The organism is Streptomyces sp. CA-181903 (assembly GCF_050937075.1).
GTDB lineage: Bacteria > Actinomycetota > Actinomycetes > Streptomycetales > Streptomycetaceae > Streptomyces.
This window is the reverse complement of sequence record NZ_JBNJLY010000001.1, coordinates 6,918,813-6,944,349: the sequence shown is the minus strand read 5'-3', so window position 1 is coordinate 6,944,349 and position 25,537 is coordinate 6,918,813. Positions and strand designations below refer to the sequence as shown.

22 protein-coding genes and 3 pseudogenes are annotated in these 25,537 nt (G+C 73.8%); 17 read left to right on the top strand and 8 right to left on the bottom strand.

The features are described 5' to 3' along the window. Nucleotides 1–6: 6 nt before the first annotated feature. Both ACQEVS_RS30785 and ACQEVS_RS30780 read right to left on the bottom strand, forming a co-directional pair. A pseudogene (locus tag ACQEVS_RS30785) lies at nt 7–924 on the bottom strand (NAD-dependent epimerase/dehydratase family protein); the annotation flags it as partial. 79 nt (nt 925–1,003) lie between these two features. After that, nucleotides 1,004–2,158 carry an N-acetyltransferase family protein gene (locus ACQEVS_RS30780; protein ID WP_433026130.1) on the bottom strand — a complete coding sequence of 385 codons (1,155 nt, stop codon included), beginning with the start codon at nt 2,156–2,158 and terminating at the stop codon, nt 1,004–1,006. 1,121 nt (nt 2,159–3,279) lie between these two features. Between ACQEVS_RS30780 and ACQEVS_RS30775 the strand changes: the two genes are divergently transcribed. From ACQEVS_RS30775 to ACQEVS_RS30765, 3 genes are all read left to right on the top strand, one after another. Continuing rightward, entirely contained in the window at nt 3,280–3,936 is a 657-nt protein-coding gene (locus ACQEVS_RS30775) for an ATP-dependent Clp protease proteolytic subunit (RefSeq protein WP_433026127.1), read from the top strand. A gap of 5 nt (nt 3,937–3,941) precedes the next feature. Next, nucleotides 3,942–4,286, top strand: a complete 345-nt coding sequence (locus tag ACQEVS_RS30770; RefSeq protein WP_433026124.1) for a hypothetical protein — start codon at nt 3,942–3,944, stop codon at nt 4,284–4,286. A 481-nt stretch (nt 4,287–4,767) separates the two neighbouring features. Continuing rightward, nucleotides 4,768–5,238: a C40 family peptidase gene (locus ACQEVS_RS30765; protein WP_433026121.1), complete on the top strand. Its 471-nt coding sequence runs from the start codon at nt 4,768–4,770 to the stop codon at nt 5,236–5,238. A 163-nt stretch (nt 5,239–5,401) separates the two neighbouring features. On the opposite strand, the pseudogene ACQEVS_RS30760 reads toward ACQEVS_RS30765, so the two are convergent. Further along, nucleotides 5,402–5,829, bottom strand: a pseudogene (locus tag ACQEVS_RS30760) (ATP-binding protein). Between the two features lie 452 nt (nt 5,830–6,281). Here ACQEVS_RS30760 and ACQEVS_RS30755 point away from each other — a divergent pair. Then, nucleotides 6,282–7,175: a helix-turn-helix domain-containing protein gene (locus tag ACQEVS_RS30755; protein ID WP_433026118.1), complete on the top strand. Its 894-nt coding sequence runs from the start codon at nt 6,282–6,284 to the stop codon at nt 7,173–7,175. Nucleotides 7,176–7,231: 56 nt separating this feature from the next. Continuing rightward, a complete protein-coding gene (locus tag ACQEVS_RS30750) occupies nt 7,232–7,507 on the top strand; it encodes a DUF397 domain-containing protein (protein ID WP_433026115.1) in 276 nt (91 codons plus the stop codon). Here the strand turns inward: ACQEVS_RS30750 and ACQEVS_RS30745 are convergent. Further along, complete coding sequence (locus ACQEVS_RS30745) at nt 7,504–8,763, bottom strand: 8-amino-7-oxononanoate synthase (protein WP_433026112.1); 1,260 nt, start codon at nt 8,761–8,763, stop codon at nt 7,504–7,506. The two genes, ACQEVS_RS30750 and ACQEVS_RS30745, sit on opposite strands and share 4 nt — an antisense overlap. Nucleotides 8,764–9,046: 283 nt before the next feature. On the opposite strand from ACQEVS_RS30745, the pseudogene bioB reads away from it, so the two are divergent. The 4 genes and pseudogenes from bioB to ACQEVS_RS30725 all read left to right on the top strand — a co-directional run bounded on the left by bioB (nt 9,047) and on the right by ACQEVS_RS30725 (nt 13,171). Next, nucleotides 9,047–10,227: pseudogene (bioB, locus tag ACQEVS_RS30740) on the top strand (biotin synthase BioB). 87 nt (nt 10,228–10,314) lie between these two features. Continuing rightward, nucleotides 10,315–11,577: an adenosylmethionine--8-amino-7-oxononanoate transaminase gene (locus ACQEVS_RS30735; protein ID WP_433026109.1), complete on the top strand. Its 1,263-nt coding sequence runs from the start codon at nt 10,315–10,317 to the stop codon at nt 11,575–11,577. After that, the gene (gene bioD / locus ACQEVS_RS30730) at nt 11,574–12,275 is read left to right on the top strand and encodes a dethiobiotin synthase (RefSeq protein WP_433026107.1); all 702 of its coding nucleotides are present in this window, start codon (nt 11,574–11,576) and stop codon (nt 12,273–12,275) included. The genes ACQEVS_RS30735 and bioD overlap by 4 nt, the downstream gene beginning before the upstream one ends. A 215-nt stretch (nt 12,276–12,490) precedes the next feature. After that, nucleotides 12,491–13,171, top strand: a complete 681-nt coding sequence (locus ACQEVS_RS30725) for a class I SAM-dependent methyltransferase (RefSeq protein ID WP_433026104.1) — start codon at nt 12,491–12,493, stop codon at nt 13,169–13,171. 7 nt (nt 13,172–13,178) lie between these two features. Here the strand turns inward: ACQEVS_RS30725 and ACQEVS_RS30720 are convergent, their stop codons facing one another. Then, entirely contained in the window at nt 13,179–13,751 is a 573-nt protein-coding gene (locus ACQEVS_RS30720) for a TetR/AcrR family transcriptional regulator (protein ID WP_433026101.1), read from the bottom strand. Between the two features lie 106 nt (nt 13,752–13,857). On the opposite strand from ACQEVS_RS30720, the gene ACQEVS_RS30715 reads away from it, so the two are divergent. From ACQEVS_RS30715 to mug, 6 genes are all read left to right on the top strand, one after another. Further along, nucleotides 13,858–15,024, top strand: coding sequence for an FAD-dependent monooxygenase (locus tag ACQEVS_RS30715; protein ID WP_433026098.1), 1,167 nt, complete (start codon nt 13,858–13,860; stop codon nt 15,022–15,024). Nucleotides 15,025–15,229: 205 nt separating this feature from the next. After that, the gene (locus ACQEVS_RS30710) at nt 15,230–16,594 is read left to right on the top strand and encodes a hemolysin family protein (protein WP_433026095.1); all 1,365 of its coding nucleotides are present in this window, start codon (nt 15,230–15,232) and stop codon (nt 16,592–16,594) included. Beyond that, entirely contained in the window at nt 16,591–17,604 is a 1,014-nt protein-coding gene (locus ACQEVS_RS30705) for a hemolysin family protein (RefSeq protein WP_433026092.1), read from the top strand. The genes ACQEVS_RS30710 and ACQEVS_RS30705 overlap by 4 nt, the downstream gene beginning before the upstream one ends. 99 nt (nt 17,605–17,703) lie before the next feature. Next, complete coding sequence (locus ACQEVS_RS30700; protein ID WP_433028069.1) at nt 17,704–18,612, top strand: SGNH/GDSL hydrolase family protein; 909 nt, start codon at nt 17,704–17,706, stop codon at nt 18,610–18,612. 59 nt (nt 18,613–18,671) lie between these two features. Next, complete coding sequence (gene purB, locus ACQEVS_RS30695) at nt 18,672–20,117, top strand: adenylosuccinate lyase (RefSeq protein ID WP_433026089.1); 1,446 nt, start codon at nt 18,672–18,674, stop codon at nt 20,115–20,117. Nucleotides 20,118–20,120: 3 nt separating this feature from the next. Next, nucleotides 20,121–20,675: a G/U mismatch-specific DNA glycosylase gene (gene mug / locus ACQEVS_RS30690; protein WP_433026086.1), complete on the top strand. Its 555-nt coding sequence runs from the start codon at nt 20,121–20,123 to the stop codon at nt 20,673–20,675. A gap of 7 nt (nt 20,676–20,682) precedes the next feature. On the opposite strand, the gene ACQEVS_RS30685 is transcribed toward mug, so the two are convergent. Beyond that, complete coding sequence (locus ACQEVS_RS30685; RefSeq protein ID WP_433026083.1) at nt 20,683–21,222, bottom strand: EF-hand domain-containing protein; 540 nt, start codon at nt 21,220–21,222, stop codon at nt 20,683–20,685. A 250-nt stretch (nt 21,223–21,472) separates the two neighbouring features. On the opposite strand from ACQEVS_RS30685, the gene ACQEVS_RS30680 reads away from it, so the two are divergent. Beyond that, nucleotides 21,473–22,636: an ROK family protein gene (locus ACQEVS_RS30680; RefSeq protein WP_433026080.1), complete on the top strand. Its 1,164-nt coding sequence runs from the start codon at nt 21,473–21,475 to the stop codon at nt 22,634–22,636. 199 nt (nt 22,637–22,835) lie between these two features. Here the strand turns inward: ACQEVS_RS30680 and ACQEVS_RS30675 are convergent, their stop codons facing one another. Then, the gene (locus ACQEVS_RS30675; RefSeq protein WP_433026077.1) at nt 22,836–23,579 is read right to left on the bottom strand and encodes a GntR family transcriptional regulator; all 744 of its coding nucleotides are present in this window, start codon (nt 23,577–23,579) and stop codon (nt 22,836–22,838) included. Between the two features lie 378 nt (nt 23,580–23,957). On the opposite strand from ACQEVS_RS30675, the gene ACQEVS_RS30670 reads away from it, so the two are divergent. After that, complete coding sequence (locus ACQEVS_RS30670) at nt 23,958–24,797, top strand: alpha/beta fold hydrolase (protein ID WP_433026074.1); 840 nt, start codon at nt 23,958–23,960, stop codon at nt 24,795–24,797. Nucleotides 24,798–24,898: 101 nt separating this feature from the next. Here the strand turns inward: ACQEVS_RS30670 and ACQEVS_RS30665 are convergent, their stop codons facing one another. Then, nucleotides 24,899–25,435: a hypothetical protein gene (locus ACQEVS_RS30665; RefSeq protein ID WP_433026071.1), complete on the bottom strand. Its 537-nt coding sequence runs from the start codon at nt 25,433–25,435 to the stop codon at nt 24,899–24,901. Between the last annotated feature and the right edge of the window lie 102 nt (nt 25,436–25,537).

Here is a 25,537-nt window from a genome sequence, read left to right as displayed (position 1 = left end):
GCCCTCTCAGCCGGTCCGCCCGATCGCGTGGGCCAGTCCCTCGGCCAGCGGGAACCGGGCGGAGAAACCGAGGTCACGCTCGGCGGCGCGGGGCGAGCAGGTCCACGCCGCGCAACGCAGTTCCGCGGCCTTGTCCCGGTTCAGCACCGAGACGCCACCGCGCGCACGGTGCCACGTTTCACTCCCCCATGCCGCGGCGAACACCACGGGCCAGGGCACGGCCAGCACCTTCGGAGCCGGCCGGCCGAGAACCCGCGCCATAGCGTCACCGACGTCCCGCCACGAGTACACCCGGCCGTCCGAGACGTGGTACACCCCTCGCGCGCGGTCGCCGTCACGGTCGGAGCCGCACACCCGCTCGCCCCGGACGGCGGCGCTCAGCAGGGCGTCCACCAGATCGTCGACGTGCAGCAGGGAGCACTCCCGCAGCCCCGGCTCCGTCGTCAGCACCACTCCCCGGCGGACCATGGCGAGCAGCCGCGGCACCAGCTCCCGGTCCCCCGGGCCGTAGACGGCCGGCGGACGGAGGATGACGGCGAAGCGCCGCTCGCCATAGGCGCGTACGGCGGCCTCCGCAGCGAGCTTGGCCCGGCCGTAGCGCGAGACGGGCCGAGGCGGTTCGTCCTCCCGACGCGGCCGCCCGGGCTCGGAGGGCCCGGCGGCCGCCAACGACGAGCAGTACACCAGCCGGGGCGGCACCGGAAGCGCCGTCACGGCGCCCACCAGCCGTTCCGTCACTCCGGCATTGCCGTCGAGGTAGCCCTGGTCGTCCCGGGCGGCCGTCGCACCGGCCACGTGGACGACGCAGTCCGCCCCCGCCACGGCCCGGGCCAGCCCCGCCCCACTGGGCCAGTCCACCGTGCGCACATGGACCCCGGGGGAACCGGCCCGGGAAAACGCGCGGAGGAGCGCACCACCGCGGTCACCGCGTCCCCCCGGGCCGCCGCCCGGGCCACCAGGCGCGTTCCGATGAAGCCGTTGGCTCCGGTGACGGTCAGACGCATCACCACCGCCCTTCCCGCACCGGCCCCGGAGGCCCGGCGGTCAGCGGGCGCTGATAGATCCGGTAGGTCTTGTACCGCTCGCCCCCCAGGGCGGAACAGAGCTGGTTCACGCGGGCGTTGTCCTCCAGCGTCCAGGAACACTCTGCCCATCGGTAGCCCATGCCGGAAGCGGTGCGCCAGAAGCGCAGCAGAAGCGCGGCGTCCAGGCCCAGCCGCCGGTATTCCGGCCGCACTCCGAAGCCGATGACGCGGACGCCCTGGATGTGCCGCGCGGCGCGGAGGAGACGGACGAGTCCGACGGGTACGCCGTTCACGGTCAGCCGGCCGCCGGCCGCCGCCAGGGCCTCATTGACGTTGGGCACCGCCAGCAGGAAACCGGCCGGGATGCCCCCGACCTCGGCGACGAGAATGAGTTCCGAGCGCGCCACGTGCTTCAACTGTGCCGCTTGGAAATCGAGTTCCTCGGCCGTCAGAGGAACCATGCCCCAGTTCTCCTGCCACGCGGCGTTGTAGACGTCCGCGATGACGGGCAGTTCACGGTGGAGCACTCGCAGGTCCACCGTGCGGACGACGACGTTCTCCGAGACCGACGTCTCTTCGCTCCGGGCGTCCAGGAACTCCGGTGGTACGGCATCACCTTCGAACCGCCATGCCCACAGGTCCTTGGCCTTGGTGAAACCGCAGGAAGACATCAGCCGGGGGTAATACGGGGGGTTGTACGGCATCATGACGGCCGGCGGGCTGTCGAACCCCGACAGCAGCATTCCGCACTCGTCGTTGAGGGAAAAGTTCACCGGGCCGAACACGGTGTCCAAGCCGAACGTCCTGAGCCACTCGGTCACCGCGCCGACCAGGGCCCGCGCCGATTCCGGGTCGTCGGCGCACTCGAAGAGACCAAAGAATCCGTGCCGGGACCGATGGAACCTCTCGTACCGCGGGTTGCGCACCGCGGCTATGCGCCCGGTGATGCGTGGCCCGCGGTGGGCGAGGAAGAGCCGCACCTGCCCGTAACGGAAGAACGGGTTGGTCCGCGGGCTGAGGAAGCGCCGGCGTTCCCATTCCAACGGTGGCACCCAGCACGCGTTGTCCCGGTAGACGTCGTAGGGAAAACGCAGGAAGGCGGTGACCGCCCGGCGGCCGGAGACGACGGACACGCGCACAGGAGAGCCGGCCGCGGCGCCGGTGGGATCCCCTCCGCTCACCATGACACCAGTTCGAACAGGTGGGCCGCAGAGTCCAGTTGTGGCTGGCTACCCATAAGAGAAGCGTATCCACGCCCGCCGCTGAGCATCCGTCTTTCGCCGACGAAACGGGAAGCCGAGACTGCTCAGCCGGCCCGAAACCCACCGCCGCTGGGCGGCCCTGCGCGGCTGCGGGAGCGGATCGGGGCCGTGCTGTCCGCGTACGACGAGGCAGGCCGGCCGAGTCGCAGAGGGCGAAGGTGGTCGGCCCGCCGCCGCCCTCCTCGGCGCCGCCGCCGCGGTAGGGCTCACCGTGCGGACGAAGACCGCGTGGGCCGCCGAACATCGGCAGCCTCCTCGCCGGGGAAGGCACCGCGGCCACGGCCGGGTTCGGCGTGCCCTACGAGGGGCTGCACGGCATCGACGAACGCGCTCACCTCGCCGCATTTCCACGGTGTACGCCGTCCACCAGCAGGCCGTCTTCGGCCTCCTCGCAGGCTGACGTCCCAGCCACGGCGAGTACTACTGGACACCCTGGTGACCGGCATCCATGTCTCCTCACTGTCGCCTCGCAGAGTGTTGATCCGCGTCGCCGGACGCATGCGCGAACTACCCGCGGTCCGCACGAGATTGCCTCGCCTTCCGGCAGCCGGTTCACCCTCCGGTCGGCGTCGCCGTCCCAGCCCTACCCGCACAGTGATCGAAATCGGAGATAGACGCCCCAAACCATCAGTTCACGTGAATCACTTCGACACACGCCCTGCGGACAGTGCAACGTCACCTTCCACTTGGATCCGGGCTCGGCGGAACTCGACTACCGGATCCGCGCGGCATACACCGACCACGATGAGCCTGGCGAAGGCGAGATACCGCATGCCGACCTGCCCGGCGTCGAGACCCTGCGCATCACCGGGTACGGCACGTGGGCCGAACGATGCCTCACTCTCGCACTTCCGTTTTGATGCGATCACTAGGTCCGGTCCCATTCCATCGACACGTACGTCCTGTACATTTTTTACAGACGGCTCCGCGATCACGTCCGGCGGGTCGTCCGCCCGCAGCACGTCCGCATCCGCCGCACCTGGAGGCCAGCCGTGATTCCGTACGCGTCCGCGATCCCGTACACGTCCCGCTACGTCCTGCCGGAGTTCACCGAGCGCACCACCGACGGCCGCCGCACCCTCGACCCCTACTCCAAGCTCCTGTCGGAACGGATCGTCATGGTGGGGACGGAGATCGACGACACCGCCGCCACGGACGTGATCGCCCAGTTGATGCATCTGGAGCACGCGGCGCCCGACCGGGACGTCGCGCTCTACATCAACTCCCCCGGCGGCTCCTTCGCCGCGCTGTGCGCCGTGCACGACACCCTGCGCTACATCGCCTGCGACATCGAGACCGTGTGCCTGGGCCAGGCCGGTCCGGCCGCCGCCCTGCTGCTCGCCGCCGGCACCCGGGGCAAGCGGGCGGTGCTGCCGCACGCCCGGGTGCTCATCGGGCCGCCGTCCCTGCCGGAGCCGGTCCGGGGCACCCCCTCCGACCTGGTGATCCACGCAGAGGAGTTGCTGCGCCGGCGGTCCGCGCAGGCGGAGTTGCTGGCCCGCTACACCGGGCGGGATGTGGAGCGGATCCTGGCCGACACCGACCGGGACACCGTCTTCGACGCCCCGGCGGCGGTGGCCTACGGCCTGGCCGACCGGGTCGTCGAGAACCGCGCCGCCTGGCCCACGCAGCCGGCGGCCGGGCGGTGACGGGGATGGAAGAGGGAGCCGACGGGACGGACGGGGCGCGCGGCATGTGGCCCGACTGGCCGCCGCTGCCCGCCCTGACCCGCGCCGAGGGCGAGGTGGTGGACCGGTACCTCGAAGTACTGGATCTCCTCGGCAGGATCAATCCCGCGCGGGTACAGGGCACGTACGGAGGGCTACGAGCCGCGCAGGCTCTGGTGGTCGCGAGCACCGGGCTGCGGGACGCCCTCACGGTCATGTTCGAACGGGGTGAACGGGAGGTGTACACGGGGACAATGACACGTGCGTTGCGCGCCCTCGACGGAGAGCGCCGTGCGCGCCGGGTGATGTTGCCGCCGCCATCCGCGAGTTGAGAAGCGGAAACGCTTTTCAACAGGATTCCTCCAGACAGCGGACGCGATCGTAGACGTGCTGCGGTGATCACTCTCAGCGGCGCGCGCACTCCGCGCTCGGGTGATCCGTAACCGGCGCAGGTGGCGGCCTCAGCACGGCCTTCCCATGAGGGTCAAACCGCCCTGCGTCCACCTGAATTGCCCACAGGTGACGAGGCTCACATAACCGGGGTTCCGCTCGGAAAGCCGACCGCGACTGCGTCAAGATCCTCGGGACGACAAGCCCCCGCCACACGGCGGGGCGGTCCCGGCGGACGCCGAACCCTGCCGCCGCCGGGGCGGGTCGACGAGGAGTGCATCGGCAGGGATGGAGGACCCGAGCACGGCGGGGCGGCCCCACGGAGCCGCCCCTTGGGGTGAAGCCGCCCAGGCGGCCGGGCATTCTTCGCCTGCCCGAACCCGACAGGCAATCCTTCACAGGCGGCTGACGAAGGGTATGCGCATGGGCGCGCACAAACGTCCCGCAAGGCTGTCCAAAGCCAAGGCCGCATCGGCCCTGACCCTCGCCGCCGTCGGCGTCACGGTGCTGACGCCGGGCGGCACCACCAAGGCGGAGGCGGCATCCGTCTCGGTCAGGGCACTGCAGATCGCCGCATCCAAGCAGGGCTCGCCCTACCAGTGGGGCGCCACGGGCCCGTACCGCTTCGACTGCTCGGGGCTGACTCTCTACTCCTTCAAGCGGGCCGGCAAGCAGCTGCCCCGCACCGCCGCGGCCCAGTACAACCGCACCCACCACATCCCCCGCTCCGCCCGTGAAGAGGGCGATCTGGTGTTCTTCCACTCCGGGCGGGGCGTCTACCACGTCGGCATATACGCCGGGGGCGGCAAGATGTGGCACGCCCCCAAGACCGGTTCCGTCGTCCGCCTGGAGCGGATCTGGACGAACAACGTCTGGTACGGCCGGGTGACCTGAGCCGGACGATCCGAGCCGGCCGGCGTGAACGATCGGCGCGAGCAGAGCGGAGCGGCGTGAGCCGAACGGTCCGAGCCCGCCGAGCCCGACCACCCAGCGAACCGAGCCGAGCGAACCGTGCCAAGCGACCTGATGCCGTCGGCCGGGCGAGGGACCCTCGCCGTCACCGCACCGGCACGGTCCACGGAAGGCGGATCCACACCGTCTTGCCGCCCTCGGCGGTCGGCGTGACACAGAACCGGCCGCCGCGCTCGGCGGCGAGCCAGCGGACGATCACCAACCCCCGCCCGTTGTCCTGCTGGACCGCGGCCGGCAGCCGGCGGGGGTGACGGGGATGGCTGTCGGTGACCCCGATATGCAGCTCCTCGTCCCGTTCGAGCAGCACATCCACGGTGAAGGTGGGGACTGGCCGCGGGTGTGCTGCACGGCGTTGGTGGCCAGTTCGGAGACGATCAGCCGTACCGTCTCGGCGGCCTCCGTACCGTCCGGCAGACCCCACCCCGCCAGGACGGACGCGACATAGCGGCGGGCCGTGGACACCGAGGCGGGGGCGCTCGGCAGAGTGACGGACGCTTCCTGGAGATCTGCCATGTCACTGGCCCTTTCCGCCGGGTTCCATCCGGTTCCGTCCGGTCCCGCCGAGGCGGGTTCCCGGAGCGGTGCGTGCGGGCACGCGGGGATGACAGGACCGGTCGGGAGAGGCCCACGGGCGGCCCTTCACGTCAGAGTGCCACTGATAACGCCCGTGATGGGTGCGATCCACCGAGATGTGCATATATCTGTCGCTCGAAGCGGTGAACTCTGCGACGGCAGACCGCATGTGAGTGGATCGATGGTCTATTGACTCAGAGGTACGCGTTGCCTCAGGGGTACGCACGGGCTCAGAGGTACGTAAGGGCTCAGAGGTACGTACGGACTCAGGGGTACGGGCCGACGCAGGGTACGGCCCGACTCAGGGACACGGGCCGGCCCCAGAGGCGGCACGCGCACGCGAGGACGTACGGCACGCCCGCCTGTACGACGCACGAGGGGAGGGACGGCCGTTGCGGTACGGACCGGCGGTACGCCGTCGCAAGCTCGGCGCCGAACTGCGCCGCCAGCGCGAACTGACCGGGATGACCAGCCGGCAGGCCGCGGACGCGGTCGGCTGGCACCAATCGAAGGTGAGCCGGATCGAGACCGGCAGCAGCGGCGCCAAGCCCGCCGACGTCACCCGGCTGCTGGACGCCTACCGGGTGTCCGACCCCGAACTCCGCGCCCTGCTCGGCGCCTTGTGCGGCGCGGACTCCACCGGCCCGGACGACGGCGGGTCCGGATCACGGCGCGGCTGGTGGTACGCGTACCGCGATCTGCTCCCCTCCGCCTACCTGGACTTCATCAGTCTGGAGTCGGAGGCGTCGCGCTCGCGCACCCTGGAGACCACGGTGGTGCCCGGCCTGCTCCAGACCCCGGCGTATGCCCGGGCAGTGACCCGTGCCGCGCTGGGCGACCCGCCCGAGCGGCAGGTCGAGGAGCTCGTCCGGGTGCGCATGGCACGGCAGTCGGTGCTGCGCCGGCCCCGGCCGCTGGAGCTGTGCGCGATCCTGGACGAGGCGGTGCTGCGGCACGAGGTGGGCGGACGCGAGGTGATGGCGGGGCAGTTGGGGCATCTGCTGGACACGGGACGCCTGCCTCATGTGCGGCTGCACGTGCTCCCGTTCACCCGGGGCAACCACATCGGTATCACCGGGCCTTTCGTCATCTTCTCCTTTCCGCGCATCGCCGATCTGGACGTGGTGGTTCTCGACCATTTGACGAGTAGCCTCTATCTGGAGCGGAAAGAAGACCTCAGGGCGTACGGCGCCGCGTTCACCACGCTCCGGGCGCACGCCCTTTCGCACGAAGAGTCCCTGGAGTACATCGCCCGGGTCGCGGCGGGCCACGACCGCACGCGATGATCCGCCCCGGACCCCACGGGGATGCCCGACCACACGAGGACGCGCAGGGAGGCGCCATGTCCGCACCACAGCGGTACGTACCTTCTCGTCCGGTTCCGCGTGCGGCCGAGTGTGCGGCCGAGTGGCGGCGCAGCAGCCACAGCACCGGGATGAACAACTGCGTCGAGGCCGCCGTCTTGGCCGGCGGCGGCCTCGCCGTACGCGACTCCAAGCGGCCGGCGGGCCCGTGGGTGGTGGTGGGGCCGGCCGCCTGGAGGCCGTTCGTCACACTGCTGCGCGCGCCGGCGGGCGGGGCGCGCCCCGGCCCGTCCCTCCCCTGCCGCTCCCGTTAGAGACCCTGTTGGAGACCCCGTTGGAGACCCCGCTGGAGACCCCGTTCCGGCCGGAGTCCGCGAGCCGCTGCCGGGGCGGTCCGGACGATCGTCGCGACCGCCCGTTCGACCTCGCGGTCCGAGAGGTCGGCGCGGGCGGTCAGCCGCAGCCGGGAGACGCCGTCCGGCACGGACGGCGGGCGGAAGCAGCCCACCGCGAGCCCCTCCGCCCGGCAGGCGGCCTGCCAGCGTACGGCCGCCTCCGGCGAGGGGGCGCGGACCGAGACGACGGCCGCGTCGGGGCGTACGGCGGTGAACCCGGCGTCCGTCAGCCGCCGGTGCAGCCCGCCGGCCACCGCGCGGACCCGGGCCACCCGGTCCGGTTCCCGGCGCAGGACGTCCAGGGCCGCCAGGGCCGCCCCGGCGGCGGCGGGCGCGAGGCCGGTGTCGAAGACGAAGGTGCGGGCGGTGTTGACGAGGTGGGTGATGACGCGCGCGGGGCCGAGCACCGCGCCGCCCTGGGCGCCCAGCGACTTGGAGAGGGTGACGGTGGCCACCACGTCCGCGGCCCCGGCCAGCCCGGCGGCGTACGGCGCGCCGCGGCCCCCCTCCCCCAGGACGCCGAGCCCGTGCGCGTCGTCCACCAGCAGCCCCGCGCCGTACTCCCGGCACACCCGTGCGAGGCCGGCGAGCGGGGCGGCGTCGCCGTCCACGGAGAACACGGAGTCGGTGACGACGAGGGCGCGGCCCTGGTGGGCGGTCAGGGCCTTGCGGACGGCGGCCGGGTCGGCGTGCCGGACGACGGCCTTCCGGGCGCGGGCGAGCCGGCAGCCGTCGATCAGCGAGGCGTGGTTGCCCTCGTCGGAGACCAGCAGCGACGGGGTGCCCGCCGGATCCGGGGGCGCGGCGAGGGCGGTGACGGCGGCCAGGTTGGCGGCGTAGCCGGAGGAGAGGACGAGGGCGGCCTCGAAGCCGCAGAACCGGGCCAGTTCGCTTTCGAGTTCGGCGTGCAGCTCGGTGCTGCCGCTGACCAGGCGGGAGCCGGTGGCGCCGGCGCCCCAGCGGTGGGCCGCCGCGGCGGCGGCCCGGGTGACGCGCGGGTGGCGGCACAGGCCCAGGTAGTCGTTGCCGGCGAGGTCGGTGGTGGAGGTGTCGCCCGTGGGGTGGGCGGGCCGGGGGCGCAGGGTGCGGACGAGGCCGGCGTCGCGGCGCGCCCGGTGCTGCTCGTCGATCCAGTCGAAGACGCTGTCGAGGCTGTGGGCGCTGTCGTGGGGCATCGGCCGTCCCGGCTCCTGTGCGGTCCCTGAGTGGGGTGTCTGCTACGGGTGTGCGCACCGCGCCGGTCCGGGGCCGTCTGTGGGACTCTCGGGGATTCCGTGGGAATCTGTGGGATTCACATAAATCCCCGCGGAGTCCATGACCCGGGCCCAGTACGGCCGACCCTCAAACTAGCCTTTCCCGCGCATGATCAGCATGTCGTGATCCACCCAGCTTGGACACGCGGTGTTGTGAGATCCCTACCTTGGCCGGGAGCGCTCCGGTGGGACAGGATCATTGGCCATGGACCTGATCGACACCTTGGTGGAGAAGGGGCTGCGGCGCGAGTCGCCGACCCGGGACGAGGCGCTGGCCGTGCTGGCGACCTCCGACGACGAGTTGCTGGACGTGGTGGCCGGAGCGGGCCGGGTGCGCCGGAAGTGGTTCGGGAGGCGGGTGAAGCTCAACTACCTCGTCAACCTGAAGTCCGGGCTGTGCCCCGAGGACTGCTCGTACTGCTCCCAGCGGCTGGGCTCGGAGGCCGGGATCCTCAAGTACACCTGGCTGAAGCCCGAGGAGGCGTCGAAGGCGGCGTCGGCCGGCGTGGCGGGCGGCGCCAAGCGCGTCTGCCTGGTGGCCAGCGGGCGCGGCCCGACGGACCGGGACATCGACCGGGTCTCCCGGACCATCGAGGCGATCAAGGAGGAGAACGAGCGGGTCGAGGTGTGCGCCTGCCTCGGACTGCTCTCCGAGGGCCAGGCGGAGCGGCTCCGCGCGGCGGGCGTCGACGCCTACAACCACAACCTCAACACCTCCGAGGCCACGTACGGCGACATCACCACCACCCACACCTACGCGGACCGCGAGGAGACCGTGCGGCTGGCGCAGGGCGCCGGTCTGTCGGCCTGCTCGGGGCTGATCGCGGGCATGGGCGAGAGCGACGGGGACCTGGTGGACGTCGTGTTCGCGCTGCGCGCGATGGACGTCGACTCGGTGCCGGTCAACTTCCTCATCCCGTTCGAGGGCACCCCGCTGGCCGAGCAGTGGAACCTCACGCCGCAGCGGGCGCTGCGCATCCTGGCGATGGTGCGTTTCGTCCACCCGGACGCGGAGGTGCGGCTGGCCGGCGGCCGCGAGATCCACCTGCGCAGCCTCCAGCCGCTCGCCCTGCACCTGGTCAACTCCATCTTCCTGGGCGACTACCTGACGAGTGAGGGCCAGGAGGGCAAGGCCGACCTCGACATGATCGCGGACGCGGGCTTCGAGGTGGAGGGCATGGACACGACGACGCTGCCCGCGCACCGGGCGCGCTCGGAGGGGTGCGGAGGCGGGACGTGCGGGCCGTGCGGGGACGGGGGGCCACCGGGGCCGCGGAGGCCGCCGAGTCGGCCGGGCCCGCGGCCGACGAGCCGGGCGCGGCCCGTACGGACCTGGTCGCGGTACGCCGCCGGGGCGCCGGAACGGACCTGCCGCCCAATGCCTGACCCGCTCCTCCACCCCCGGGGGAACCCCTCACCCCGCGCCGCCTCCTGGAACTGGACCGGCAGCACGTCTGGCACCCGTACGCCCCGATGCCCGGCCGCCGCGAGCCGCTGGTCGTCGCGTCGGCGTCGGGCGTCCGGCTGCGGCTGGCGGAGCCGGCGCACGGCGCGTCCGAGCTGGTGGACGGCATGTCGTCCTGGTGGTCGGCGCTGCACGGCTACAACCACCCGGTGCTCAACGAGGCGGCCCGGGCGCAGTTGGACCGGATGAGCCATGTGATGTTCGGCGGGCTCACCCACGAGCCTGCCGTCCGGCTGGCCGCCCGGCTGGTGGAGATCACCCCGGAGGGCCTGGAGCACGTCTTCCTCGCCGACTCCGGTTCGGTGTCGGTCGAGGTGGCCGTCAAGATGTGCCTCCAGTACTGGCGTTCGTCCGGCCGGCCGGAGAAGCGGCGGCTGCTCACCTGGCGCGGCGGCTACCACGGCGACACCTGGACGCCGATGTCCGTCTGCGACCCGGACGGCGGGATGCACAGCCTCTGGTCCGGCGTGCTGCCGGAGCAGGTGTTCGCGGACGCGCCGCCACCCGGCTTCGACGCCGAACCCGACCCGGCGTACGAGGCGCACCTGCGGGAGCTGGTGGAACGGCACGCGCACGAGGTGGCCGCGGTGATCGTCGAGCCGGTCGTGCAGAACGCGGGCGGGATGCGCTTCCACTCCCCCGGCTACCTGCGGCTGCTGCGCCGGCTCTGCGACGAGCACGACGTGCTGCTGGTCTTCGACGAGATCGCCACCGGTTTCGGCCGCACGGGCGCGCTGTTCGCGGCGGACCACGCGGGCGTCACCCCCGACGTCCTCTGCCTCGGCAAGGCGCTGACGGGCGGCTACCTGACGATGGCGGCGGCGCTGTGCACCCCGCGGGTGGCCGACGGGATCTCGCGGGGCGAGGTGCCGGTGCTCGCGCACGGCCCCACGTTCATGGGCAACCCGCTGGCGGCGGCCGTCGCCTGCGCGTCGGTGGACCTGCTGCTGGGCCAGGACTGGCAGGCGGAGGTCAAACGCATCGAGACCGGCCTGCGGAACGGCCTGGCCGAGGCCGCCGAGGTGCCGGGGGTACGGGACGTCCGCGTCCTGGGCGCCATCGGCGTCGTCCAGCTGGACGCGCCGCTCGACGCGGCGGGGATGGCGGCGGCGACGGAGGCGGCAGTGCGCGAGGGCGTCTGGCTGCGGCCGTTCGGCGACCTCGTCTACACGATGCCGCCGTTCGTCACCGACGACGAGGACCTGGCACGCGTCTGCCGGGCGGTACGCGCGGCGGCGACGGCGGCCGCGGTTGAAGGGAAGCGGGCATGACGATACTGATCGTCTCGGGCACGGGCACCGAGCTGGGCAAGACCATGACGACGGCGGCCATCGCCGCGGTCGCGCTGGCGGAGGGCCGCTCGGTGGCCGTCCTCAAGCCCGCCCAGACGGGCGTCTCGGCCGGCGAACCGGGGGACGTGGCGGAGGTCCGCCGCCTCGCCGGCCCGGTCACCGGCCTGGAACTGGCGCGCTACCCCGAGCCGTTGGCCCCCGCGACGGCGGCCCGCCGCGCCGGCCTGCCGCCCGTCCGCCCGCAGGACGTCGCCACGGCGGCGGAAAAGCTCGCCGCCGACCACGACATGGTCCTCGTCGAGGGCGCGGGCGGCCTGCTCGTCCGCCTGGACGACGAGGCCGGCACCCTCGCCGACGCGGCCCGGCTGCTCCGGGCCCCCGTCCTGGTGGTGGCGGCGGCGGGCCTCGGCACGCTGAACGTCACCGCGCTGACGGCGGAGGCGCTGCGCTCGCGCGGCCTGACCTGCGCGGGCGTCGTCATCGGCAGCTGGCCGGCGGAGCCGGATCTGGCGATGCGGTGCAATCTGTCCGACTTCCCGGAGTCGGCGGGCGCCCCTCTGGTGGGCGCCCTGCCCGCCGGGGTGGGCGCCCTGCCGCCGGCCGACTTCCGCGCGGGCGCGGGGGGTTGGCTGGGGCCGGAGCTTTCCGGGACGTGGTCGCCGGCGGCGCTGGGGTGAGGTGGCCCCGGTCCCTCCCTTTCTCCCCCAGCTACCGCTGGGAGGTGCCCCCAGTTTCTTGCGGGGGCAAGCCCCCGCACCCCCGCAGCGCGCGCAGCCGCGAAAAGGGGGGCTGGGGCACAGCCCCAGGAAACGGTGAAAGGGAGGGGCCGGGGCTCACCACCCCCGCACGGGGAACAATCGCGGTAGCCGACGTCCCCGGAAAGGGGTGTGCCATGCCGCCGCTTCACAGCCGTTCCAGGCCACCGCGTGACCCCGGCCCCGTCCACCACCCCCTCTTCGCCCGTTTCTACGCGCGCACCGCCCCCGCGCTGGAAGCGCGGAGCGGAATGGCCGGGTACCGGCGGGAGTTGGCGGACGGGCTGGCCGGGCGGGTGATCGAGATCGGGGCCGGGCCGGGGCTGAACTTTCCCTACTATCCGGACGGCGTGTCCGAGGTGGTGGCGGTCGAGCCGGAGCAGCGGTTGCGGCGGGCGGCGGTGGAGGCGGCGGTGCGGGCCGGGGTGCCGGTGGACGTCGTCCCGGCGACGGCGGAGGCGCTGCCGGTGAAGAGTGAGGCGTTCGACGCGGCCGTGGTGTGCCTGGTGCTGTGCTCGGTGCGGGACGTGCCAAGGGCGCTCGGTGAGCTGCGGCGGGTGCTGCGCCCGGGTGCCGAGGTCCGCTTCTTCGAGCACGGACGCGCGGAGGAGCGGACGTTCGCCGCCGTCCAGCGGGTGGCCGACCGTACGTTCTGGCCCCGGCTGTTCGGCGGCTGCCGGACGAGCCGGGATCCGCTGCGCGCCCTCGCCGCGGCCGGGTTCGCCGTCCGCTCCTGGCGGCGGGTGCGGGTGCCCGAGACGGGCTTGCGGCTGCCGTCGTCCCCGTGCGTCACGGGGGTCGCGGTCCGCCCGGACTGAGCGGCCGTCAGCCGCCGCCGGAGCCGCGCAGCGCCGTCTCCACCAGCCCCCTGACGTGTGCGCGCGGCACCTCGCCGCCCGCCACCAGGCGGTCGAAGACCAGGCCGTCGACGCAGGCGAGCAGGGTGACGGTGCGTTCCTCGGGGTCCGGGACGCCGTGGGCCGCCAGGAAGTCCCGGACGGCGTCCCGGGCCGGGTTCTCCCGCGGTACGAGGACCTCCCGCAGTGCGGGGTCGCGCACGCTTTCGACGGCGCAGGCGTAGCGGGCCAGGGTGCGCCGGCGGCCGGGGCCGGTGAGGCGGAGTTCGGTGAACGCGGCCAGGCCGGCGGTCAGTTCGTCGGCGTTCCGGGGTACCGGCAGGGCGGCGCCGAGCGTCCGCAGCTCGGTCTGGTCGACGTCGACGAGCCGCCGGACGAGGGCGTCCAGCAGGGACCGGCGGGTGCGGAAGTACGCGGAGGTGGTGCCGGGCGGCAGGTCCGCCGCCCGGTCGACGGCGCGGTGGGTGAGGCCGCGCATGCCCTCGTCGGCCAGGACGTCGAGGGCCGCGTCGGCGATGAGGGTGCGTCGTTCGGTGGCCACACCCCCCTTTCTACCGCAGGTGAGGTTCTGGCCTATGATCCCGCCACAAGGATTTTCTACAGATGTAGAAGATCCGGTGTGAGCGCGACGTGGGAAGGGGCCTGGCATGGGCAGCAGCGCGGTGATCGTCGGCGGGGGCATCGGGGGGCTGGCGGCCGCCCTGGGACTGCGCCGGATCGGCTGGGACGTGACGGTCGTCGAACGCGCCCCCGTCCTCGGTGACGCGGGCGCGGGCATCTCCCTGGGGGCCAACGGCGTCCGCGCCCTGGACGAACTCGGCGTCGGGGAGGCGCTCCGCGCCGCGTCCCGCTTCCAGTACACGGGCGGGACGCGCACCCCCGACGGCCGCTGGCTGGCCCGGATGGACGGCGCGGCCCTGGAGCGGGAACTGGGCACGCCGATCGTCGGCATCCCCCGGTCCACGCTGCACGGGATCCTGCGCGCCGCGCTCCCGCCGGGGGCGCTGGTGACCGGGGCGGAGGTGACGGAGGTGGACCACACCGACCACACGGCCCCGTCCGGCGCCCGGGTCCGGTGGGGTGACGAGGTCCGTACGGCGGACGTCGTCGTGGCCGCCGACGGCGTCGGCAGCCGGCTGCGCCGCGCGCTGTTCCCCTCCCACCCGGGCCCCGTGTACAGCGGCTCGACGGTGCTGCGGGCGATCACCGAGCGCCCGGTGGACCTGCGTACCGACTTCGAACTGACCTGGGGGCGGGGCGCGGAGTTCGGGCACCTCGCGTTCGCCGACGGCCGCGCCGAGTGGCACGCGGTCCTCAACGCGCCGCTCGGGCTCCGCCCGGCCGATCCCCTGGCCGCGCTCCGCCGCCGCTTCGGCGGCTGGCACGCCCCGATCCCGGAGCTGCTGGCGGCCACTCGCCCGGAGGACGTCCTGCACCACGACATCCACGAGCTCGTGACCCCGCTGCCCTCGTTCGTCGCCGGCCGCGTGGCCGTCCTCGGCGACGCCGCCCACGCGATGACCCCGTTCCTGGGCCAGGGCGCCTGCCAGGCGCTGGAGGACGCGGTCACCCTGGCCGCCGCGCTGGCCGCCGAGCCGTCGATCGCGTCGGGGCTGGCCCGTTACGACGCGGAGCGGCGCCCCCGGAGCCAGGCGGTCGCCCGCGCGGCCCGGCAGGCCGGGCGGATGGGCCCGCAGTTGGACCGGCCACTCGCGATCGCCCTCCGGAACACGGCGTTCCGGCTGGCCCCGTCCGGCATGGCGGTCCAGGCGGTCCTGCGCCACGCCAGGTGGACGCCGCCCCGGCTGGGCTGACCCGCCCCACGGCCGCTTTATCTTTCCTTTACCATGGGTGATCACGGTTCCCGGGGCATCCGTCTCCCTGTGAGTCCCGAGAACCGACCTCCTGTGCGAACGAAAGGTGTGAGCGTCCTCCCATGGGCGAACCTCCCAGCAGTCCCGGCGTCCGACATCGCGCGCCCCTCCCGCCCGTGCCCGATCATGGGACGGAGGTGACCCGATGACCGAAGTGCTCCTGCTGGTGCTCACCCTGGTGCTGACGCTCGCGTGCGCCCTCTTCGTCGCCGCCGAATTCTCGCTCACCACCGTGGAGCGCGGCGAGCTGGAGCGGTCCGCGGAGGCCGGCGACCGGCGCGCGCAGGGCGCGCTGCGGGCCGTCCGCGGCCTCACCTTCCAGCTCTCCGGCGCCCAGCTCGGCATCACCGTCACCGGCCTGGTCATCGGCATGCTCTCCAAGCCGTCCCTGGCCACCCTGCTGACCGGCCCGGTGCAGGCCCTCGGGCTGTCCCGGGCGGTGGCGTCGTCGGTGGCGCTGGCGCTCGGGACCGTGCTGTCGACCGTGGTGCTGATGGTCGTCGGCGAGCTGATCCCCAAGAACTGGGCGATCTCCCGCCCGCTGCCCGTGGCCCGGACCGTGGCCGGGCCGCAGCGCGCCTTCTCCACCTTCTTCCGGCCGCTGATCCGGCATCTCAACAACTCCGCCAACCGCGTCCTGCACCGGATGGGCGTGGAGCCCGCCGAGGAGCTGGCCACCGCGCGCGGCCCCCGCGAACTGGCCGCCCTGGCCCGGCACTCGGCCCGCGAGGGCGCGCTGGAGCCGGACACCGCCGAGCTGTTCGTCCGCACCCTCAACCTCGCGGAGCTGTCCGCGGAGAACGTGATGACACCCCGCGTGCAGGTCACCGCGCTGGACGAGCGGGCCACCGTCGAGGACGTGGCCAACGCCACCCGCGCGACCGGCCTGTCCCGCTTCCCCGTCTACCGGGGCAGCCTCGACTCCGTCGTCGGCGTCGCCCACATCAAGGACGTCCTCGCCGTCCCCGCCGACCAGCGCCACCTGCGCCCGGTGACCACCCTGCTCCGCGAGCCGCTGCTCGTCCCCGCGTCGCTGACCGTCGACCGGCTGCTGGACCGGCTCTCGGCCAAGCGCAGCATGGCCGTCGTCATCGACGAATACGGCGGTACGGCCGGGGTGGTGACGCTGGAGGACATCGTCGAGGAGGTCGTGGGCGAGGTCCGCGACGAGCACGACCCCGTCGAACGGCCCGACCTGGCCCCCGTCGGCACCGGCCCCGAGGGCCGGCAGCGGTACGACGCCGACGGCGCCACCCGCACCGACCAGCTCGACGCCATCGGCCTGCGGGTGCCCGAGGGCCCGTACGAGACGCTGGCCGGCCTGATCGCCACCGACCTCGGCCGGATCCCGGCCGCCGGGGACACCCTGGAGGTGGCCGGCTGGCGGATCGAGGTGACGGACGCGTCGGGCCGGCGCGCCGCCCGCGTCCGGCTCACGGCCCCCGACCGCGGCCCCGACGCCGACGGTGACGGTGACGGCGCGGACGGCCTCGGGGAGGCCGGCCGATGACCGCCGTGCAACTGCTGATCGGACTGGCGACGCTGGTCGCCAACGCCTTCTTCGTCGGCGCCGAGTTCGCGCTGATCTCCGTGCGCCGCAGCCAGGTCGAGCCGTACGCCGACCAGGGCGACCGGCGGGCCCGCCGGGTCCTGTGGGGCCTGGAGCACATCTCGGCCCTGATGGCGGCGGCGCAGCTCGGCATCACGCTCTGCACCCTGGTGCTCGGTGTGGTGGCCGAACCGGCCATCGCCACCCTGCTGGAGCCCGTGCTCCACGCGGCGGGACTGCCGCCCGGGGGCATCCACGCGGTGTCGTTCGCCATCGCCCTGGCCGTGTCGACCTATCTGCACATGCTCTTCGGCGAGATGGTGCCCAAGAACATCGCGCTCGCCGAGCCGGTGCGCACCGCCCTGTTCCTCGGCCCGCCGCTGGTGACCCTCTCGCGCGGGCTGCGCCCGGTGGTGTTCGCCATCAACCAGCTCGCCAACGGCGCCCTGAAGCTGCTGCGGGTGGAGCCGAAGGACGAGGTGGCGGCGGTCTTCTCGGACGACCAGCTGGCCCGCATGGTGGCGGACGCCAGCGCCGCGGGGCTGCTGGACGAGCGGTCGACGGCACGGCTGCGGGACGCCCTGCAGCTGGGCAAACGTCCGGTGGCCGATGTGGTGCTGCCCGTCGAGAGGGTGGTCGCGGCCCGCTTCGGCGTCACCCCCGAGCAGTTGGAGGCGCTGTCCGCCCGGTCGGGCTACTCCCGCTTCCCGGTGATCGACGACCGCGGCCGGATCCTGGGCTATCTGCACGTCAAGGACGCCCTGGACGCGACGCCGCGCGACGTCCCGTTCCCGCTGCGCCGGATACGCACCATCGCGCAGGTGCGGGCCGACACCCCGCTGGACGACGTCATCACCGCGATGAGCGGCACCGGCGCCCACCTCGCGGCGGTGCTCGGCGCCGACGACCGGCTGGCCGGGATGGTCACGCTGGAGGACGTCCTCCGGCAGCTCGTCGGACGGAAGGTGTGAGACTCGTCGGACGGAAGGGGTAAACCAGGCGGGACGGTGGGGCGGGAGGGGCCGAAGGGGCACGGGAAGGGACGGGAGTAGGATCGCCGCGCCATGCGGATGAATGCCTCCCCCACCGGGAACCCCGAGAACGCCCCGCCGGCCCAGCAGGCCGAGGCGCCCGTGTTCACCAGCTTCGTCGCGGTCGGCGACTCCTTCACCGAGGGCATGTCCGACCTGCTGCCGGACGGCTCCTACCGCGGCTGGGCCGACCTGCTCGCCACCCGCCTCGCCGCCCGGACCCCCGGCTTCCGGTACGCGAACCTGGCGGTGCGCGGCAAGCTCATCGGGCAGATCGCCGACGAGCAGGCGGCGCCCGCCGCGGCGCTGGGCGCCGACCTGGTGACGCTGGTCGGCGGGCTCAACGACGTGCTGCGGCCCAAGTGCGACGTCGGCCTGGTCTGCGACCGTCTGGCCGAGGCCGTGGAACGGCTGGCCCCGGGCTGCCGGCAGCTGGTCCTGATGCGCAGCCCGGGCCGGCGCGGCCCGGTCCTGGAGCGGTTCCGCCCCCGGATGGAGCGGCTGTTCGGCTTCATCGACGAGCTCGCCGGGCGGCACGGCGCCCTCGTCGTCGACCTGTTCGGCGCCGAGGTGCTGGGCGACTCCCGGCTGTGGGCCGAGGACCGGCTGCATCTGAACGCCGAGGGGCACCGCCGGGTCGCCGAGGCGGTCTGGCAGGCGCTCGGCCTGCCCGCGGAGTCCGACTGGCGGCGCCCCCTGCCGCCGGCCGTCCGCCCCGGCTGGGCCACCCGACGGAGCTCCGACCTCCGCTTCGCCCGTGAGCACCTGGGCCCGTGGATAGGCCGCCGGCTCACCGGGCGGTCCTCGGGCGACGGCCGGGCGGGCGCGCACTTCAGCACCGCGCTCGGGGAGGCGTACTTCGTGACGCCGGCGGCCGAGCCGCCGGGCTGCGTCACCGGCTGGCGGCGCTGGGCGGACGGAACCGCCGGTCCCGGCCGGTCCTCGTAGGAACGCACCATCCGGGCCGCCGTACGGCTTGGCGCGTTCCGCCAGTAGACTTCGGTCACGTGACTGCTCCCGCATCTTCCAAGCCCCGCATCCCCAACGTGCTGGCCGGCCGCTACGCCTCCGCCGAGCTCGCCGTCCTGTGGTCCCCCGAGTACAAGGTGACCCTGGAGCGCCGGCTGTGGCTGGCCGTGCTCCGCGCCCAGAAGGACCTGGGGATCGAGGTGCCGGACGCCGCGCTCGCCGACTACGAGCGGGTTCTGGAGCAGGTCGACCTCGCGTCGATCGCCGAGCGCGAGAAGGTCACCCGGCACGACGTCAAGGCCCGCATCGAGGAGTTCAACGCCCTCGCCGGCCACGAGCACGTCCACAAGGGCATGACCTCGCGCGACCTCACCGAGAACGTCGAGCAGTTGCAGATCCGGCTCTCGCTGGAGCTGGTGCGCGACCGCACGGTCGCCGTCCTGGCCCGGCTGGCGAAGCTGGCCGCCGACCACGCCGAGCTGGTCATGGCGGGCCGCTCGCACAACGTCGCCGCCCAGGCCACCACCCTCGGCAAGCGCTTCGCGACCACCGCCGACGAGCTGCTCGTCGCGTACGGCCGGGTCGAGGAGCTGCTGGCCCGCTACCCGCTGCGCGGGATCAAGGGCCCGGTCGGCACCGCGCAGGACATGCTGGACCTGCTCGGCGGCGACGCGGGCAAGCTGGCCGAGCTGGAGCGGCGGATCGCCGCCCACCTGGGCTTCGGGCACGCCCTCACCTCCGTCGGCCAGGTCTACCCGCGGTCGCTGGACTACGACGTGGTCACCGCGCTGGTGCAGCTGGCCGCCGCGCCGTCCTCGCTCGCCAAGACGGTCCGGCTGATGGCCGGGCACGAGCTGGTCACCGAGGGCTTCAAGCCCGGCCAGGTCGGCTCGTCCGCCATGCCGCACAAGATGAACACCCGCTCCTGCGAGCGCGTCAACGGCCTGATGGTCATCCTGCGCGGCTACGCCTCGATGACCGGCGAGCTGGCGGGCGACCAGTGGAACGAGGGCGACGTCTCCTGCTCGGTCGTGCGCCGCGTCGCGCTGCCGGACGCGTTCTTCGCGCTGGACGGCCTGCTGGAGACCTTCCTCACCGTCCTCGACGAGTTCGGCGCCTTCCCGGCCGTCGTCGCCCGCGAGCTGGACCGCTACCTGCCGTTCCTGGCCACCACCAAGGTGCTGATGGGCGCGGTCCGGGCCGGTGTCGGGCGCGAGGTCGCGCACGAGGCCATCAAGGAGCACGCCGTCGCCTCCGCGCTGGCCATGCGCGAGCGGGGCGCCGAGCGCAACGAGCTGCTGGACAAGCTGGCGGCCGACGAGCGGATCCCGCTGGACCGGGCCGCGCTGGACGCGCTGATGGCGGACAAGCTCTCCTTCTCCGGCGCCGCCGCCGACCAGGTCGCCTCCGTGGCCGCCCGCGTCGAGGAGATCGTCAAGGCCCGCCCGGAGGCCGCCGCGTACGCGCCGGGTGCCATCCTGTGACGCATGGCCCGACCCACTCCTGAGGAACTCGAAGCCGCCCGCGACCGCCTCGTCCCCGACGTGGTCGCGGACGGCCTCCACGTGCTGTTCTGCGGCATCAACCCCGGGCTGATGTCCGCCGCCACCGGCCACCACTTCGCCCGGCCGGGCAACCGGTTCTGGCCGGTGCTCTACGCCTCCGGCTTCACCCCGCGCCGGCTCCACCCGTCCGAGCAGCACCTGCTGCCGCAGTACGGGCTGGGCATCACCAATGTCGTGGCGCGGGCCACGGCCCGGGCGGACGAGATCGGCGACGAGGAGTTCCGCGAGGGCGGCCGGCTGCTCGTCGAGAAGGTCGAGCGGCTGCGGCCGCGCTGGCTGGCGGTCGCCGGGGTGACGGCCTACCGGACGGCCTTCGGCGACAAGAAGGCCCGGATAGGCCCACAGGACCGCACCATAGGCACCACTCGCATCTGGGCGCTGCCCAACCCCAGCGGCCTCAACGCCCACTGGTCGCTCGCGACGATGGCGGAGGAGTTCGGACGGCTGCGGGAGGCGGCCTTCGACGAGAGCCCCTGACCGGGTCTCAGGTGTGCCCGAGGACCCGGGCCCCGGGGCCGTCGGGGTCCGTACCCGTGTAGAAGTCCCAGACGGCGTTCTCCCACTCGGCCAGGGTCAGCCGCCCGTCGCCGTCCGCGTCCAGCGCGGTGAACGCGGCGAGCGCCCGGTCCTCGGGAATGCCCAGCGCCTGCTGGGCGGCGACGAACTCCGCGGTGTCGACGACGCCGTCGCCGTCCTGGTCGGCGACGGCCAGGTGCGCGCGGACCGTCGGTTTCACCATCGAGCGCAGCGTCCCGTCCTCCCGCGCGGCCTCCAGCGCGGCGACGAACGCCGGGAGGTCCACCCGGCGGGCGCCGCCGTCGGGCGTGTGCGAGACGACGCCCTTCCAGTAGACGTCGGCCGCGTCCTCGGCGGCCCGGGTCAGCGGGTCGTGCGCCGGGACGCCGAGCGCGTCGGCCAGCTGCCGGGCCCGGCCCCGGACGTCGTCCTGGCTGACGAACCCGTCGCCGTCCACGTCGAGCTCGTGGAACCGGTGTTCGTACTTCTCTCGCAGCACATCGCTCACGCGCTTGTCCTCCTGTGCCCGGTCGCTGGTCCTGGGGACGCCGAGGTCCCGAGGTGCCTCCACTGTGCGGGCGCGGTCCGGGGCCGCCGGGCGCACGCCACCGTGAACCGCCGTCAAAGCTGCTCGGGTGGAGCACGGCCGGGCGCACCGGCCCTCGCCGCCCCCGGGCGCACCGGCTACGATCCGGTGGCGGCAAAGAGGACGCAAAAGGCGCGGACGCGGAAGACTCGAGGGCAGGGAGGCGGCGACGTTGGGGCGGCTCACCGGTGGGGACCCGTCCCTGCTGCGGCGGATCAATTCGGCCGTGGTCCTGCACGCGCTCCGGGCCGCCGCGCCGTCCTCGCCCCCCACCCTCACCGACCTGGTCAAGGCCACCGGGCTGTCCCGGCCGACCGTCGAGGGCGTGGTCGAGGGGCTGATCGACTCCGGGCTGGTCGCGGAGGCGCTCGCCGAGGAGGGCGCGGCGCGCCGCCAGGGGCGGCCCGCGCGGCGGTTCCGCTTCCGGGCGGAGGCCGGGCACCTGCTCGGCGTGGAGATCGGGCCGCACCGGGTGGCGGCGCTGCTCTCCGACCTGAGCGGCCGGGTGACCGGCTCGGCGGCGGCCGAGGTGACGGAGACCGCGTCGGCGGACGAACGGCTGGACCGCGTCCGGACGACCGTCGCCGACCTGCTGCGCCGCGCGGACGTGCCGCGCGGCGCGCTCCGGGCGGTGGGCGTGGCCAGCCCGGGCATCGTGGAGGCCGACGGAACGGTCCGGCTGGGCACGGCGCTGCCGGAGTGGACGGGACTGCCGCTCGGGGAGCGGCTGCGGCGGTCGTTCCGCTGCCCGGTCCTCGTCGAGAACGACGCCAACGCCGCGGCCGTCGCCGAGCACTGGAAGGGCGCGGCGCGCGGCATCGACGACGTCGTCTTCGTCCTGGCGGGTCTGAGCCCCGGCGCCGGCTCGCTGATCGGCGGGCGGCTGCACCGCGGTTTCGGGGGCGCGGCCGGCGAGATCGGCGCCCTGCACCTGCTGGGCCGCGAGGCGACGCCGGAGGAGGTCCTGTCACCGACGGACGAACCGCTCCACCCGCTGGACGAGGCCCAGGTGGTCCGGGTGTTCGCCCTGGCCAGAGAGGGCGACGAACGGGCCCGGGCCGCCGTGGACCGCTATCTGCGCCGCCTGGTCCACGACGTGGCCGCGCTGGTGCTGGCCCTCGACCCGGAGCTGGTGGTGGTGGGCGGCTGGGCCGCGGGCATCGGCGGCATCCTGGACCCCCTCCGCACCGAACTGGCCCGTTACTGCCTGCGGCCGCCACGGGTGGCGATGTCGCTGCTGGGCGACTCGGCGGTGGCGACGGGGGCGCTTCGGCTGGCGCTGGACCATGTGGAGGGCGAGCTTTTCGCGGTGGAGCGGCCGGTTACGGCGGGGTGAGGTGCCCCGGTCCCGCCCTTTCGCCGTTTCTTGCGGGGCAAGCCCCCGCACCCCCGAAGCGCCCTGCGGGCGCTGTCCTCAATCGCCGGACGGGCTGATTTCAGCCCGTCCGGCGATTGAGGACAAGGGGGTCTGGGGCGCAGCCCCCGCAAGAAACGGCGAAAGGGCGGGTCTGGGGCACCCAACCGAGCATCGGCAGTCAGCTCGCCAGCAGCCCCACCGGGTCACCGTCCCCGAACGTGAGCCGGCACGTATCAGCCCGGTAAGTGGCGACCGCCACCGCCGCCGTGCGGCCCTCCGCGAAGTACCGGGTGGTGACGAGGAGGACAGGCGCCCCGGGCAGCCGGTCGAGCTGCTTCGCGTCGTCCGCTCGGGCGGAACCCAGCTCCACCGCACGGTCCTGCCCCTCCAACGGGAGCCGGTGCAGCGCCCGGAGGACGGCGCGGGCGCGGGCCGGGCCGGGGGCGGTCTCGGGGATGTCGAGGCCGGGGAGGCCGGACGCGGGCACGTAGAGCAGTTCGGTGGCGACGGGCCGGCCGTGGCTGCTGCGGGTGCGGCGGACGGTGTGGGCGACGTCGTCGCGTCCGGTGCCGAGGAGCAGCGCGACGGCGGCGGGCGGCACGGCCTCGGCGCTGTCCACGGGCTGCCAGTCGTCCTCGGTGGTGCCGGGCCAGGCGTGTTCGGCGTCGGCGACGGCGACGCCCACGCGCGGCGGGGCCACCGTGGTGCCGACGCCCCGGCGGCGCTGGAGGCGTCCTTCCAGCTCCAGTTGTTCGAGCGCCTGGCGGAGCGTGGCGCGCGCGACCCCGAAACGGGCGGCGAGTTCACGCTCGTTGGGCAGGATCTCCCCCACCGCGAACTCCGAGTCGAGCGCGTCGCTCAACACCGTTTTCAGGTGCCAGTACTTCGGCTCGGGCGCCGTCTCCAGCTGCGTCGTCCCCACCCTCATCCTCCGCAAAGGCTTTTCGCGCGCTTCTTTATTAAAGGTTGTTGCAGTATGCCTGTGACCATAGGACGGTGTGCGCACTTGGTCAAGACCAATGCGCGGCACCCCTTGAGGTGGTACGGACCTTTCGGCACCCTCGGTGACCGTCGGCGAGCGCCCGCCCCCTCGCGCCCGGGAGCACGGTCACCAACCGTCGCCGGCGCCACGGAAGAAGCGGAGTGAGCGGCGCGCGGAGGCGCGCGCCGGGAGCCGCGAGCGCCGGGCCGGGCGAGCCCCGGGAGCCTCGGACAAAGGGTCACGTCACAGGTCTACCCGGCGGTAACCATTGCTGACATCCTGTCTACAAGACCCCCGAGGATCACCAGGAGCCGACTCATGGGTGACACCTTGCAGACCGCGACGTTCTCCCTCGACACCCCCTCCGGGCCGCACCCGGCCGAGGTGGTCTACCGCCGGGCCGGCGAAGGCGACCCGCTCGTCCTGCTGCACGGCATCGGCCACCATCTCCAGGCGTGGGAGCCGGTGTTCGAGATACTCGCCGCGGACCACGACGTCGTCGCCGTGGACCTGCCCGGCTTCGGCCGCTCCCCCGCCCTGCCGACGGCCGTGCCGTACGACCTGCCGGGCACGGCCGCGGTCCTCCGCGCGTTCTTCGAGGAACTCGGCCTGGACCGGCCGCACGTGGCCGGCAACTCCCTGGGCGGACTGATCGCCCTGCAACTGGGCCACGAGAAACTCGTACGGACCGTCACCGCCCTCTCCCCCGCGGGGTTCTGGACGGAGTCCGAGCGCCGGTACGCCTTCACCGTCCTCCGCGGACTGCGCAACGGCGCCCGCCGGCTGCCGCCCGAGCGGCTGACCCGGCTGGCCGCCACCCCCGCCGGCCGGGCCGCGCTGGTCAGTCTGGTCTACGCCCGCCCCGGCCGGCGCCCGGTCGACGCGGTGGTCGCGGAGGCCGTCGCGCTGCGGGACGCCGTGGGCTTCGAGGCCACGCTCGCCGCCGGGCGCTCGGTGCTGTTCGCGCACGAACTGCCGGACCTGCCGGTCACCATCGCCTGGGGCACCCGCGACCGGGTGCTGCCGCGCCGGCAGGGGATCCGCGCCGCGCAGGTGATCCCCGGCGCGCGGCTGGTCCGGCTGCCGGGCTGCGGGCACGTTCCGATGAACGACGATCCGGCCCTGGTCGCCCGGGTGATCCTGGACACCGCGCGCTGAACCCGGCGGGGTGACAGTCACCGGTGTGAGGAAGAGGCGCGAGGGGAAGGTGGTCCGTCGCGTTCGGCGTCCCGGGGCGGGCGCGGCCGTCCTCGGGCCGGTCAGTTCCAGGGGTTGGCCGGCTGGTCGTTGATCGCCGTCCAGAAACGGGTGCCGGCGGGCACGTCGCCTTCGGCCCAGAAGCTCCAGCCGCCCGAGCTCTCCAGGTTGGTCCCGTATCTGCCGTCGTGGAACTCGGCCATCCGCCAGCCGGCCCCGAAGTTGTTGGCGCAGACGCCGTCGGCGACGGCGCGGCCGGTCAGGCGGTTGCCGCGGATCGGGGCGGTGGCCGCGACCGCGCCGCGCGCCCAGCCGGCGTAGAAGCCGGGGGTGATGCCCGCGGGGACGGGGCGGCCGTCGACCTTGAGGCAGAGCAGCGGCAGTGCCGTGGTCGTGGCGGTGTCGCCCTGGTAGGGGTTGCTCAGGGGGCCGCCGCCGACCTGGACCGTGCCGCCGGGCCCGTCGGCGAGCAGGGTCCAGGTCATGGCCTTGCCGTTGGAGTCGGGGGCGGGCGGGGCCGCCGCGGCGGGGGTCGTGAGCGCACCGGCCGCGGCGAGGGCCGCGGCACCGAGGGCGAGCACCGTTTTCACCGAACGCATGACTTCTCCTCACAGGCGTGAACCGACGTGACGCGAGACGCATGGCGGTACGGTGGGGAATTCTGCACGTCCTTCACAAAACCCCCAAGGGCAGAACCGGAC

What these genes read in the sequence shown, in the direction of transcription:
- ACQEVS_RS30670 (WP_433026074.1), top strand. Translation starts at nt 23,958, where the DNA reads ATGGGTGACACCTTGCAGACCGCGACGTTCTCCCTCGACACCCCCTCC.
- ACQEVS_RS30700 (WP_433028069.1), top strand. Translation starts at nt 17,704, where the DNA reads ATGAATGCCTCCCCCACCGGGAACCCCGAGAACGCCCCGCCGGCCCAG.
- ACQEVS_RS30735 (WP_433026109.1), top strand. Translation starts at nt 10,315, where the DNA reads ATGCCCGGCCGCCGCGAGCCGCTGGTCGTCGCGTCGGCGTCGGGCGTC.
- ACQEVS_RS30725 (WP_433026104.1), top strand. Translation starts at nt 12,491, where the DNA reads ATGCCGCCGCTTCACAGCCGTTCCAGGCCACCGCGTGACCCCGGCCCC.
- bioD (WP_433026107.1), top strand. Translation starts at nt 11,574, where the DNA reads ATGACGATACTGATCGTCTCGGGCACGGGCACCGAGCTGGGCAAGACC.
- mug (WP_433026086.1), top strand. Translation starts at nt 20,121, where the DNA reads ATGGCCCGACCCACTCCTGAGGAACTCGAAGCCGCCCGCGACCGCCTC.
- ACQEVS_RS30765 (WP_433026121.1), top strand. Translation starts at nt 4,768, where the DNA reads ATGGGCGCGCACAAACGTCCCGCAAGGCTGTCCAAAGCCAAGGCCGCA.
- ACQEVS_RS30705 (WP_433026092.1), top strand. Translation starts at nt 16,591, where the DNA reads ATGACCGCCGTGCAACTGCTGATCGGACTGGCGACGCTGGTCGCCAAC.
- ACQEVS_RS30715 (WP_433026098.1), top strand. Translation starts at nt 13,858, where the DNA reads ATGGGCAGCAGCGCGGTGATCGTCGGCGGGGGCATCGGGGGGCTGGCG.
- ACQEVS_RS30745 (WP_433026112.1), bottom strand. Translation starts at nt 8,763, where the DNA reads ATGCCCCACGACAGCGCCCACAGCCTCGACAGCGTCTTCGACTGGATC.
- ACQEVS_RS30665 (WP_433026071.1), bottom strand. Translation starts at nt 25,435, where the DNA reads ATGCGTTCGGTGAAAACGGTGCTCGCCCTCGGTGCCGCGGCCCTCGCC.
- ACQEVS_RS30710 (WP_433026095.1), top strand. Translation starts at nt 15,230, where the DNA reads ATGACCGAAGTGCTCCTGCTGGTGCTCACCCTGGTGCTGACGCTCGCG.
- ACQEVS_RS30750 (WP_433026115.1), top strand. Translation starts at nt 7,232, where the DNA reads ATGTCCGCACCACAGCGGTACGTACCTTCTCGTCCGGTTCCGCGTGCG.
- ACQEVS_RS30770 (WP_433026124.1), top strand. Translation starts at nt 3,942, where the DNA reads ATGGAAGAGGGAGCCGACGGGACGGACGGGGCGCGCGGCATGTGGCCC.